We start from the raw sequence: 13508 nt of genomic DNA, 5'->3' as shown, positions 1-13508 counted from the left end.
GGGATATTAAACGTAGCGAAAATAGATAAAAATGCATGTTCAAACTGGGGTTAAAACAACAAGCTAAACAACGAGTCAAAACACCGACACTTCTGCAAATGGAAGAGGTCGAATGCGGTGCGGCGGCATTGGGCATTATCCTGGGATATTATGGACGCTTTGTACCACTAGCAGAACTGCGGCAAGAATGTGGGGTATCTCGCGATGGCAGTCAACCTGCCAATATTGTCAAAGCGGCCAGAAACTATGGATTAAAGGCAAAAGCGTTTAAGAAAGAAACTGATAAACTAGCTCAGATGCGGTTGCCTGCGATCGCCTTTTGGAATTTTAGCCACTTATTAGTGGTCGAAGGCATCGATAAAGACCAAGTTTATCTCAACGATCCAGCCACCGGGCCGCGCACTGTTTCTCGGCAAGAGTTTGACGAGACCTATATTGGTGTTGCCCTGGCAATGGAACCAGGAACAGACTTCAAAAAAGGTGGATGCAAGCCAAGTATTTTGCTTTCGCTGTTGACGCGGCTCAAAACTTCTGTTGGAGCCGTTGTCTTGAGTGTTGTGCTAGGTTTTTTGTTAGTGATTCCGGGATTGGCAATACCTGTTTTTAGCCAGGTGTTTGTAGACCAAATTTTAGTGGAAGACCGGACGGACTGGTTGCGTCCCTTGTTGTTGGGAATGCTAGTTACGACACTAATGCAAGGATTTTTATTTTCTCAACAGCGGCGCTTTTTGCGGCAGTTGCAAATTAAATTAGCCGCTAGTATGTCTAGCAGCTTTTTCTGGCATTTACTCAAATTGCCTGTTGGTTTTTACACCCAGCGTTTTCCTGGGGAAATTGGCGGTCGGGTCAAGCTGAATGACAAGGTAGCTCAGGCAATTTCTGGTCAAATGGCAGAGACGATTATTAATGCAACTATTACCATTCTCTACGTGTTAGTAATGTTTGCTTATAACTGGTTACTAGCTGCGATCGCTCTCTTGCTGGCAATTGTGAATATTGTAGTACTCGTGGTAACAGGAGGCTGGTTAGAAGATTGCTATATGCAACTTGATAAGGACGGGGGCAAAATTGAAGGAGTTGCCATTGCTGGAATTCAAAGCATAGAAACCTTAAAAGCCTCTGCTTTGGAATCTGACTTTTTTGCCCGCTGGTCTGGTTATTTTACCAAGAAAGCAAATACTTATAAAAACATGGCCGTCATGTTGGAAATTTTATACATATTGCCAGCGTTCCTGACGGCATTGACAACAACCCTAGTACTGATAGTGGGTGGTTGGCAAGTGATGGCAGGGCAAATGACTATTGGAATGTTGGTAGCTTTTCAAGCTCTGTTGACTAGTTTCCAGACACCTATCAATCAGTTAATGGGGTTTGGCGCTGTGTTACCCACCTTAGCTGGTAACTTGATGCGTTTAGATGATGTGTTGACAAATGCTACAGATATACAACTTGAGAATCACAGTAGAAAACTGCAAACTTCAACTCCTAGCTTTGATATCGGCACAATTCGCTTATCTGGACGCATTGAACTGAGTAATCTGACGTTTGGCTATGCCAAGGTAGATAGACCATTAATTGAAAATTTTAACTGTGTGATTCAACCAGGACAAAGAGTAGCACTAGTGGGAGGCAGTGGTTCCGGGAAATCAACTGTAGCCAAGTTAGTAGCTGGACTTTATGAACCTTGGTCAGGGGAGATTTTATTTGATGGTAAATCAAGACTTGAGATTCCCCGCGCAGTTTTGGCGAATTCTATCGCTACTGTTGAGCAAGAGGTTTTCTTATTTTCTGGTAGCGTCCGCGATAACTTGACACTATGGGATACGACGGTTTCTGATTCGCAAATTCGCCGCGCCTGCATTGATGCCAGAATTCAAGATGTAATTATGGCCTTACCCGGTGGTTATAATGGCGAACTGCTCGAAGGCGGTGTAAACCTAAGTGGCGGACAACGCCAACGCTTGGAAATTGCGCGATCGCTCCTGCACAATCCCTCGATTTTGATTTTAGATGAAGCGACAAGTGCCTTAGATGGGGAGACAGAACAGTTAATTTACAACAATCTGCGGCAGCGTGGTTGTAGTTGCTTAATAGTCGCTCACCGTCTCAGTTCCATTCGAGATTGTGATGAAATTATTGTGTTGGATCGGGGGGTGGTAGTGCAACGAGGCACTCATAACCAATTAATGCAAATGGGCGGATTCTACGCCGAACTGGTTCATGGTGAGGAGGCAGAGGACAATGAAGAATAACCCGATCGATCCTAGCCTAACCAAACTGCTGGAGACAGGTGAAGTATTACTACTAGATGACCCACAACAGGTTTGGGCAATACAATCAGGCTCAATAGCAATTTTTGCTGGTCAGATGCAGAATGGCAGTTTGCAAGGCTCTCGACAATACCTGTTTACAGCCGAGATGGGTGAGCTACTGTTTGCATTTACGGGGGCTGTCTCTAATTCACAACAGCAAGAACCCAATCCTTTCTATATTTTAGCAGTTCCCACTACAGATACTCAGCTACTGTGTTTTCACCGTTCCCAACTTGATAGCGATATTACCCCTGTTTCCAGTTTAGGGTCTGCGAACAGTTTGCTATCTACTTGGTTTGAACGCTTAAGTTCTGCTTTTGACAGTACCGGAATTCTTCTGCCAGTACCAGAAATATCGGAGCAAACTCCTTGGCTAACCCAACTGACAATTTTAGATAACTTCCACGCGCAGTTTTTGAGTAGTTTGCACGAACTGGAACAGCAGACACAGTTAAAGGCTTTGGCACAGTTTCAAGCACGCTCAAGCTTGAACCGGGACGCAACTGCGGGAGCGATCGCTTCTTTTGTTTCCCTTGTCGATCCTCAACAGTCAACAGCAACATTTATTGGCGACCCGTTGTTAGCGGCGGCTGGGGCTGTGGGACGGGTCATGGGGATTAAAATTCAGCCCCCTGCACAGTCTGAAAATATCAAGCGAGTCAAGGAACCTTTAGAAGCGATCGCCCGCGCTTCTCGGATGCGAATCCGCCGAGTAGTGCTAACAGAACGCTGGTGGCGAGATGATTGTGGCCCGTTGGTGGGGTATCTCCACGCTGATAATACTCCTGTAGCTCTGTTACTCAATGGCAAGAGCCACTACGAAATTTATCACCCAGTCACTAATAAGCGCATTCGATTAAGAGAACAAACTGCAAAGTTATTGTCTCCTACTGCCTATATGTTCTATGCACCGTTTCCAGAGAAGAAGTTGGATTTGCTGACATTGTTTCAGTATTCTCTGCGCGGTAGAGGACAGGAATTAAAAAATATTGCTCTGATGGGTACTGCTGGAGCAATAGCTGGAATGGTGGTTCCCCAAGCTACGGGTATCCTCATTGATAATGCCATTCCTGATGCAGATCGTGGTTTATTACTCCAACTCGCTCTAGCTTTACTGGCTGCTAGTTTTGGTATGGCTCTTTTTCAGCTTACTCAAGGGCTTAACCTGGGACGATTTGAAGTCTATTCCCTGTTGAACTTGCAGAGTGCTATGTGGGATCGGGTACTCAGGTTGAGACTGACATTTTTCCGTAATTATTCTTCTGGAGAAATGCTCTCCCGTGTTAATTCTATAACTCAGATTAGAGAGAAGTTAGGTGCTCAGAAACTGGAAATCCTTTCTAAAAGCTTTTTTTCTTTATTAAATTTAGGACTTCTATTTGTTTATAGTCCACCTTTGGCATCTGTTGGGTTAGCAGTAGCAATTTTAACGGCTTTGGTCACAAGCATTGCTGGACACTTTAAACGTCAGCAAACTACCCAATTGGAAGAATTAGAAGGCACGATAGAAGGGCTGACCATTCAACTGATTAGCGGTATTTCCAAACTGCGGACGACAGCAGCGGAAGAACGAGCATTTGCATTTTGGGCCAAGCACTACCAGCAACAGCTGAAACTCATGCAGACTAACCAGTGGATTGAAGATAGCATTGCTACTTTTAATATTTTGCAATCCAATTTAACACCCATTTTCCTCTTCTGGATGGCAGCTAGTACCTTGAGTCAGGGAGAAACTGGTGGTTTATCAACCGGTACGTTTCTGGCTTTTAATACTGCCTTTGCTAGTTTTAGTGCGGGGGTGACAACTCTTAGCAATACGCTGATTGACCTGCTGGAAATTGGGGTTTTGTGGGACTATGCCAAACCAATTGTAGATGAACTCCCAGAGGTGGATTTAAATAAGGCAGATCCGGGGCGACTTTCTGGTTACATCAAGTTAGATCGTGTCACTTTCCGCTATCGGGAAGATGGGCCATTAAATTTGGATGATGTGACAATTGAGGCGAAACCAGGTGAGTTTATCGCTTTGGTGGGGCCTTCTGGTAGTGGCAAATCAACTACTTTACGAATGCTCTTGGGTTTTGATACGCCGGAACAAGGAACGGTGTATTTTGATGGGCAGGATTTGTCTGGCTTGGATGTTTCGGCGGTGCGTCGTCAATTGGGGGTTGTACTGCAAAATGGGCGCATCAATAGTGAGAGCGTGTTTGAAAATATCAGTGGTGGGGCTTTAATTAGTATGGAAGAAGCCTGGAATGCGGCACGGATGGCAGGTTTTGACCAAGATATTGAACAGATGCCAATGGGGATGCACACTGTAATTGCCGAAGGCGGGGCAAACCTATCAGGGGGACAACGCCAAAGATTGCTAATTGCTAGGGCATTAGTGTTGAAGCCGCGAATTATTGTGTTTGATGAAGCAACTAGTGCGCTAGATAACCATACCCAGGCGATTGTGAGTGCAAGTTTGGAAAAGTTGAAAGTGACACGAATTGCGATCGCTCACCGTCTCAGTACTATTCGTAATGCTGACTGCATTTATGTGATTGAGGCAGGGCGGGTGGTGCAGCAAGGGAGGTTTGAAGAGTTGGCTAATCAGGAAGGGATGTTTGCTAAGTTGATGGCGAAGCAGACCAAGCACAAGACCAATGCAGATAGTTTAGTTACCTGATGAAAATTTCTCAATCTGACAAATAGGATATATGGAATTAAGCAAATATTTATTCTCTACTTAGAAGCAGCAAATTGTTGAAAAGCCATCTCGGATATTTCAGCAAAATTATTTGGAATTGGAACTATAAAAATTTCTTTAATTTTTATATTCAATTTAGCTTTTTAATCTCTATCTTTTTTGTAATTATTAAACAATAAGTAGAATTTATTGAGAATAAACTAGCTGATAAAATTTACATAGTTTATCCAGTTTCCCACAAATATTCAGTAATTTCTGGGTTATCCAGAAAAACGGAATAGAAGATAATTATTACTACGAACTGGAAAATATTACCAGGTTATTTCAAAAGCTAATGTATTTTTTTGTTTTTTTGAAAGTAATTTATAAATATATTGCTTTTTATAGATGGCTAGCCTTCTTTCTTTTGCTGCAAAAGGAATGGCACGTTGTCAGGGTAATCGAAGAGAATTCTACTTTACCAATCCTTTGTCAAGATATTTGGAAGCGGAAATAATGACAACTTTAGAGCGCATTGCCAAGAAATACACTCTAAAGTTGTCATTACCCACCGCATGGCTCATAAGTTGCGTGCGAACACAGTTTTTGTGATGGATAAAGGGTGCTCGTTGTTAGTGGTTAACCTACGAATTTGATTCAACAAGGAGGAATCTATGCCACAGTTTGGCAACCAATTAATGGGAGAAATATCGATGCTTCAGAAATTGCCTGTACCTAGCAAAAAGTTGTTTGTTTGGGCGTTTATTCCCTATCGCGTCACGGAACAAGGGATGATTAGCGAATACTACGACAATTCGGCTTATCGTCAGGAATTGGCAGATGTCTTTGCAGAGCTTGGTATAGCGTGGAAGTGGCAACCGATCACCTTGGAGAATATGCACGCAATTGTTGAGGAGGTGGCGGCTTCTAGTAAAGAGTACATTCCATTAGTCTTAAACTATTGCGATGGATTTGAAGAGCTTGATGGCTACCCAGGCTTTTCTGTTGTGAAACTCTTGGAAGAAAAAGGCATTATTTTTACAGGAGCAGATGCTAACTTTTGCCATCTGTGTGACAACAAAATTTTAATGAAGCGTGATTTGGTCAATGCAGGTGTGGCTACTGCTCCCTATGAAGTCATTGCTAACATCAACCACATGGAAGGAGTGTGTAAGCGACTTGGCACTCCTCTGATTGTGAAACCTGCAACCTCTTACGGGAGTCATGGAATTTCCTTAAGTTCAGTAGTTTTCAGCGATGAGCAGGTGAGAGTACAAGTTCAACGCTTGCTCTCTGGACAGCACGGGATGCATTTTCCGCCGGACAGCATCTTTGTGGAACGGTTTATCAATGGTTCTGAGTTTACAGTTTTCATTGTCGGTTCTGCTCAGAAACCAGAACACATCAAAGTCTATCCACCTATGGAACGAGTGTTTCACTCTAGCTTGCCTGAAACCGAACAATTTTTGGCTTACGACAGAGAAAAAGATGAAAAAGAAAGTCCCCTCTCACCTCAAGAACCACTCTGTCACTACCAACTGGTTGCTTCAGAATTGCAAGAAAGACTTTGCGAGTTAAGCAAGCGTGTCTACTGTGCTGTTGGTGGCAATGGATATGGACGAGTTGATGTGCGAATGGATAAAGTTTCCCAAGAAATGTTTGTTCTTGAGGTGAATCCTAACTGTGCTGTATCTTCTTTTCCTATTTCTGAAGAATATGACTCTAGGGAAGCTGAAAATGAAAAACCTTACGAAACCTCTGTTGGAACTATCCTGCATTTTTCTGGTATCCCGTTTGCTCAAGTGATGTCAGAAATCATTGCGGAGGCTTTTGCTAGGCATTCTATCAAGTTGCGCCTGGTCAACAAAGCAGCATGAAAGTGTACCGATATTTACGGTCATAACCTGAATAAAAAACTTCACACTAGGAGGATTTGGATATGTTGGAAATGCTAAATTCAGCTCTTCAAGTTTATAAACTGAAGCCTATTAAAGAATATCAAATCGAACAAGAATCAGATGAACGGAAACCCTGTATAGTTTTCTTTTCCGAGGAAGACAGAGTTTCTTTACTGTGGGCAACAAGTAAAATTTTGCCTGAATGTGCATTTATAGTCACTGAACCTACTTGGGTAAGAGTCGAGCAAGAAGGCGATCGCTGTGTTTTATATCTCCTTGAAGGGATTGGCATGAATGAATTTGGTCAATGTTTTCACACTAAATTCAACACTCCTAAAAAAATAACTTTTATCTGTAACTTTTACACCGAGGAATCTTACAAGTTTGAGGCTCCCATCCTCCAAGAAAGGGCTAAAAAATTTCAGTTTTATGAAACCTTGGCGGATTGCCCGATGTCAAGTGGTATAGAACTAGAAGAATATACCGATGACAAATTGCATACCCGCTTACTTGCATCTGCCAGAGATGTCAATGTACCCCAGACGATGGCTTTTGGCTTCTCTCTAGAAAAATATAGCCATCATCCTATTAATTCAAAAGTTAAGTTAATTTCCCTATCAAGAAATATCTCCGATGATGAAATCCAAGACTATCTGACAGCGTTCCCGCCTTATAGATTTGTGATAAAGCCTTCAAATCTAATGGGAAGTATGCTATGCACGATTGAGTCAAAGGATAACTTAGATCGGGCTGTTGAAAACTTTAAAAAATGCCTGGATTCACTTCAGGACAATGATTGTTTACTTGTAGACGAATTTATCGATTCAAGCATTAACGATAACTGCAACCTTGGTGCAAGGTTGAGAGTATTGGTAAACCGCCGCCCCAATAATGTTGTCGAGACTTCCGGCATTATCTGTAATCTAGGATATCTTGACAAACCAATCAGTGGGGCTACCTCTAAAAGTTTTTCAATCGACTATCTGTGTAATGTACTCCAATTAACGAACGACAAAAAAAATCAACTGATTGACAAAATCAAGCGATTAGGTGAAACAGTACTGGAGTCTATTATTGACTATGAAACACAGCATTTAACCCATGTCCCTCCAAATAAACAAACAGATTTCATTGGCTTAGATGTTTTTGTAAAAAAACACGAGGGTCAATTAGAACCATTTCTCATTGAAGTCAATAGCCATAACTGCGAAGGGAATTTACAGGTTTATGAAGTACAGCATTCCCCTAACAGGACTGACATCCTTGATAAATGGGTGGAAACAATGTTGTATCGCTCATATCAATATATGATCAAAGGCAAGACTATATTGATTATCGGCGGGGGAGACTACTCAAAACGGAATGATTTTGAATTTGCCAAACAAGTAGGTATTAATATCATCCTGATAGATGGCAATCCTAACCATTTTGCTGTTAGTTATAGTAGCCAATTTTTCAGTATTGATATCAATCCCTCTACCAAAGACCTAAAAAATGCCCTAGCAATTGCGGAAGTTGTTCGTAAACATCGCATCCCTGTAGATGGTGTAATTACATTTTGTGAAGCGTATGTCCCTTTATCCACTTTAGTAGCTAGCTTTTTAGAGAAACCCGCGAATGAATACCTCTCTGCAAGCATTGCTCAAAGCAAGTTTCTCACTCATAAACAAAGTTTATTTTATAATCCGGATAATCCAGCTTATGAAGCTTTAGTCAAGTCCGATTTTGTTAAAGTTTTTGCTTTGAAGGATGTAACAGATATTCCTAATATTCCGCCACACTACTATCCTTTGGTAATTCAGTCAGATAGTGGAGCTTGTGCCTCTGGGATAAAAGTCATTCAAACAGAAGAAGAATTAAGAGCTAAATTTGAAGACTATAAAACCTCTCTCCAAACTCTGACACCTCAAGGGGACTCGGTAGGGGGTAACTCCGAGATAATCGTCACCCCTTATTTTGAAGGCTCTCAACACGATATTACTGTAATCATTTCTGATGGGGAATTGCTAGCTGGTTATGTAACTGATAAGGGAATAAATACGCCTGAAATTAGTCGCGAAACAACAGCCATAATGCCGAGTTCGGTAGACAAAGAACTGCAAGAAAATCTGGTTCAATCAGCCTGGAATGCTTGTCACAAGATTGATTTAAAGGATGGCGTTTTTCAGGTAGAAGCTATCCACACCCTGTTGGGAGTGAAAATTCTAAAAATTCATCCCCATATTTCTGCATCTTATGTTGATGAATGGCTGTTTAATGTATGGGATGTAAACCTTATCCTCTATAAGTACCTGATAGCCTTTGGTATCAAGCCATTCATTAATAAAAGCAGTTTACCTCGACTCCACTAGGGAGACGAATATCGCTTCATCTACGACGAATGAGAAGGAAAGAGTGATCGCGTTGGGGAGAGGGTGTATGGTTGCGGCTATAGTGCGATCTGCCGTAGGCGGCAGCACAACGCTTGCGCCCCTTTGGGACACGGCGAAGCGATCGCTCCTTGAGCCTTCCCCATACTCGTCCTCGCGCAACAGCTTCAGGGATAGCTGCACTATCTTCTTGCAGTTCCTCTATCTGAAAGGCGATTGCCCCTCTTTGAGATGATGGCACTTAAAAATTTGAGAGGTGATCGCAATAACTCAAAACTAACTCAATCTTTTACACTACTTATACCAAACTGACACTCTAGGATGGATATCAAATGAAAGTTTGCGTTCTGCAACCTGACTATTCTCAATCAACAGTAGAAGCAGACTACAAAAACTGCGAACCGCCACGTAACCTCTCTCATTTACTACCACAATACCAGGTAGACCATGTATTTCTTAACAAAGCGACAACGTATCGTCAGCTAAAAGAGTTAAAGAAGCAAGGCTACGATATTTTTGTCAACCTCTGTACGGGATGTTTGGACTGGGATGTTCCCTCTATTGATGTAATCGTTGCCTTGGAGCAGCTTAATTTGCCTTACACGGGTCCGACTTTCGACCTCTACGATCCAGGCAAGGAGTTGATGAAGTATGTTGCTTACATTGCAGGAGTACGCACACCAGCATTTGTGAAAGCTGAAACCTTAGCTGATGTTGAGAGGGCTTGTCAAAACTTACAATTCCCCCTGTTTGTTAAACCAGCAGCCTCATCAGACAGTTTGGGAATTGACCATCAATCTTATGTAACAACAAAAGAGGCATTACAGAGCAAAGTGACTGAACTCATAGCCAACTTTGGTCAAGTTCTGATCGATGAGTATATACCTGGGCGAGAGTTTACAGTCCTTGTGGCTGCTAACCCTGAAGATCGCCACTCTCCGATAACTTATAAATCTCTAGAGTTCGTCTTTCCGGAAGGAGAACAATTTAAAACCTACGATCTGAAGGTGCGACAACATCACCCAAAGCGTAACATTCCTTGTTCCGATTCAGAACTTGACCTCCGCTTGAGAGACGCTGCCAAGAAGATTTTCTTAGCTTTTAACGGTGTTGGCTATGCTCGTTTTGATTTTCGAGTAAATGAGCAAAAAGAAATTTTCTTTCTCGAAGTTAACTTTAACCCTTCAATTTTTTTTGAAGGAGGCGCAGAAGCATCGGCTGACTACATTTTAAAGTATGACGAGGTAGGTGCATCAAGCTTTCTCAAACATATTATGGCGGAAGGTATTACCAGATACCAACGCCGTCAGAAAAAATTTAAAGTATGTGGAAATGCTATTTCTGGCTATGGCATTTATGCGGTGACTGATTTGAAAGCTGGGGAAATTATCTTCCAGGGAGAGGAGTATCCAAAAAGGATTGTTACCCGTGATTATGTCCAATCCCATTGGAGTGCATCAGAGCAAGAAGAGTTTCGGCAATATGCTGTTCCTTTGAGTGAAGAAGTCTTTATGTTTTGGGACGAAAACCCAGCCAACTGGATACCGCAAAACCACTCTTGCGAACCCAATATAGGCTACCGGGGACTCAATATATACGCGCTCAAGGATATTGCAGTAGGAGAAGAGTTAACCGTAGACTACGCAACAATCAAGAATGAAGATTTTCCAGAATTTCAGTGTCAGTGTGGGTCGCCTAAGTGTCGGGGAATTATTAGCGGCACACCTGTAAATTCTGTAACTCAGCGCCAAAAGAAGTTAAAGAATTTACAACTAAAAATAGAGGTTGCTCATTCTCTATATCTGACTTGAATGACTTTACGAGAATAGGGAAGAGTTGTCAATACTTTTTAGAGGAGCATTCTCTCAATAGAGAAGAATATCGGTTTATCTGTGAAGAGTAAATTATTTTAATTCGAGGCACTTTTTTGTAGCAGATTAATGAAGCCAATATCAATTTATAAGGAATTACCTGTGCGTAACAGTAAGTTATTTGTCTGGGTATTTATGCCTCACCGCGTCACAGAACAAGGGTTAATCAGCCAGCTAGGTGACGAAACTCCGTTGTATCGTCAAGAATTAGCAGATGTCTTTGCAGAGCTTGACTTGAAGTGGAAGTGGCAGCCAATCACCTTGGAAAATATACACGCCGTTGTTGAGGAAGTGGCTGCTTCCGCCAATGAGTACATTCCTGTGGTGCTGAACTATTGCGTTGGGGATGAGGATACCAACTACCCTGGCACTTGCGTTTACAAACTGCTAGAAGCTAAAGGTATCGCTTCTACAGGAGCAGATTTTGACTCTATGGAACTCAGCACATCCAAAATTAGGATGAAGCGTGCCTTTGTTGAAGCGGGTGTACCGACGGCTCCCTATGAAGTTACTGCTGACCCTAGCCGCGTTCAGGGAATTTGCGATCGCCTTGGCACTCCCCTGATTGTCAAACCAGCGATGTCTTTTGAAAGCCGAGGACTTTCTTTACAATCAGTTGTCCACAGCGACGAACAGCTCAGTGAACAGGTTCAGCGATTGCTCTCTGGACAGCACGGAATGCAATTTCCGCCGGACAGCATTTTTGTGGAACGATTTATCAATGGTTCTGAGTTTACGGTCTTCCTAATCGGTTCTGTCCATCAGCCAGAAAGCATCAAAATCTACCCACCTGTGGAACGGGTGTTTCACTCCAGCTTGCCTGAAACCGAACGGTTTTTATCTTACGAGCGCTACCACGGAAAGTGCGAAGGAGAAACTCCCCTGTCACCGGAAGCAACACTCTTTCATTGTCAACGGGTCAATCCAACCTTGCATGACAGGCTTTGCGACTTAGCCAAACGCGCCTACTGTGCAGTTGGTGGTAACGGATTTGGGCGAGTCGATGTGCGGATGGACAAAGCATCCCAACAACTCTTCGTCCTTGAGGTGAATCCTAACTGCGACATCACTGGAGATCGAAGAAGTTCGGTTGGCAAGATTTTGCACCTTTCTGGTACATCGTTTGCACAACTGATGTCAGAAATCATCGCGGCGACATTGGCTCGGACTAAAGCATCTTGTCTATCTTTGAAAAGGTAAATTGGAATGAAAATAGTACCATCTTTATTGGAAACCTGGTTGTTTAAGTATCAAAATGCTCCCTACAATCTTGGGGAAAGTGGTGTCACGAATCTATCCGTCGGGGAGCTAATCAGTCTGACGGGGTGTTCTGTAGAAGAGTTATACCAGCTTAGTTTGGAAAATAACGACACCTACGGTTCTTTAGGATTAAGAAAAGCGATCGCCTCTTTTTATGAGGGTGTAACTCCTGACTCAATTTTGGTCACATCTGGAACAACCGAAGCCATCTTGATTTATTTTCATGTTCGCTATCAGCCAGGAGCTAATGTAGTAGTTCCCGTACCAGCGTTCCACATCTTGCATGAAGTCCCCAGTTTTCTTGGCTATGAGGTTCGCTATTTACAACTGCGACCAGAAAACAACTTTAGACTGAATCTAGAGGACTTATCAAAATTAGTCGATGACAAAACCGAAGTTATTGTACTCAATAGCCCTCACAATCCTACTGGAGTAGTATACTCTGACGAGGAAATCAAAGCCGTATTAGAGCTAGCCCAAAAGCACAACGCCCAAATCCTTTCTGACGAGCATTATCGCTTCCTTTCACACACTAACAATATCGATATTTTACCCTCTTTGTATGGTAGAGCGCCCAACGTAGTTTCGCTGGGTTCTCCTGGAAAGTGCTTCGGCTGTATTGGTTTACGAATCGGATGGTTGATTGGCTCAAAAGAGGTAATAGACGCTTGCCATAATTTTAAAGATTATACCACTCATACAGTTTGCCCCATCAATGATTTTCTTGCCAAATCTGCCCTGCTCAACTGGAAGCAAATTCTTCCTAAATATAAGGGGTGGATTTCACAGAATTTGGTTCAGTTCAGTAATTTTGTTGAGCAACATAGTGATGTGATAGGTTGGGTTAAGCCAGATGCCGGAACGGTAGCATTTCCCTTTTTCAAGGATAAATCCCTTAAAAGTGACCTATTTGCTCAAAAATTAGTAGAAGAAACTGGGGTATTAGTTCTTCCAGGGGAGGCTTTTGATATGCCAGGTTTCTTTAGGATTAGTTTCGGAGTTAATCCCGAGCTACTTACTACAGCTTTGAATGCTTTTTCACGAATTTTAAGAGACTATTCACCAAGTCAATCTTAAGCGCTCAATTGTATTTGTAATATTTTTAGTTGCAACAGTTCAAAGCTTTC

At 42.4% G+C, this 13508-nt stretch carries 8 protein-coding genes; 7 read left to right on the top strand and 1 reads right to left on the bottom strand.

Features of this window, described 5'->3' with window-relative positions; all coding sequences use genetic code 11:
* Nucleotides 1-35: 35 nt before the first annotated feature.
* The 4 genes from AACU33_RS17245 to AACU33_RS17230 all read left to right on the top strand — a co-directional run bounded on the left by AACU33_RS17245 (nt 36) and on the right by AACU33_RS17230 (nt 9232).
* Nucleotides 36-2252 (top strand): NHLP family bacteriocin export ABC transporter peptidase/permease/ATPase subunit, encoded by a 2217-nt coding sequence (locus tag AACU33_RS17245; protein ID WP_096589837.1) that lies wholly within the window; start codon nt 36-38, stop codon nt 2250-2252.
* Nucleotides 2242-4983 (top strand): NHLP bacteriocin export ABC transporter permease/ATPase subunit, encoded by a 2742-nt coding sequence (locus tag AACU33_RS17240; protein ID WP_096589836.1) that lies wholly within the window; start codon nt 2242-2244, stop codon nt 4981-4983. Before AACU33_RS17245 ends, AACU33_RS17240 begins: the two co-directional genes overlap by 11 nt.
* Nucleotides 4984-5657: 674 nt before the next feature.
* The gene (locus AACU33_RS17235; protein WP_339376097.1) at nt 5658-6860 is read left to right on the top strand and encodes a hypothetical protein; all 1203 of its coding nucleotides are present in this window, start codon (nt 5658-5660) and stop codon (nt 6858-6860) included.
* 62 nt (nt 6861-6922) lie between these two features.
* On the top strand, nt 6923-9232 hold the full coding sequence (locus AACU33_RS17230; protein WP_096589835.1) for an ATP-grasp domain-containing protein: 2310 nt from the start codon (nt 6923-6925) through the stop codon (nt 9230-9232).
* A 16-nt stretch (nt 9233-9248) separates the two neighbouring features.
* Here the strand turns inward: AACU33_RS17230 and AACU33_RS17225 are convergent, their stop codons facing one another.
* Nucleotides 9249-9491, bottom strand: a complete 243-nt coding sequence (locus AACU33_RS17225; RefSeq protein ID WP_339376096.1) for a hypothetical protein — start codon at nt 9489-9491, stop codon at nt 9249-9251.
* Between the two features lie 91 nt (nt 9492-9582).
* Between AACU33_RS17225 and AACU33_RS17220 the strand changes: the two genes are divergently transcribed.
* From AACU33_RS17220 to gntC, 3 genes are all read left to right on the top strand, one after another.
* Nucleotides 9583-11061, top strand: a complete 1479-nt coding sequence (locus AACU33_RS17220) for an SET domain-containing protein-lysine N-methyltransferase (protein ID WP_096589834.1) — start codon at nt 9583-9585, stop codon at nt 11059-11061.
* Between the two features lie 162 nt (nt 11062-11223).
* Nucleotides 11224-12321 carry an ATP-grasp domain-containing protein gene (locus tag AACU33_RS17215; RefSeq protein WP_339376095.1) on the top strand — a complete coding sequence of 366 codons (1098 nt, stop codon included), beginning with the start codon at nt 11224-11226 and terminating at the stop codon, nt 12319-12321.
* A 6-nt stretch (nt 12322-12327) separates the two neighbouring features.
* Complete coding sequence (gene gntC, locus AACU33_RS17210) at nt 12328-13458, top strand: guanitoxin biosynthesis PLP-dependent (S)-gamma-hydroxy-L-arginine cyclodehydratase GntC (RefSeq protein ID WP_096589833.1); 1131 nt, start codon at nt 12328-12330, stop codon at nt 13456-13458.
* Nucleotides 13459-13508 lie beyond the last annotated feature (50 nt).

This window comes from Calothrix sp. NIES-2098 (assembly GCF_963875125.1).
GTDB lineage: Bacteria > Cyanobacteriota > Cyanobacteriia > Cyanobacteriales > Nostocaceae > Aulosira.
The sequence above is the reverse complement of the archived record's forward strand: the minus strand, read 5'-3'. Positions and strand labels throughout refer to the sequence as shown.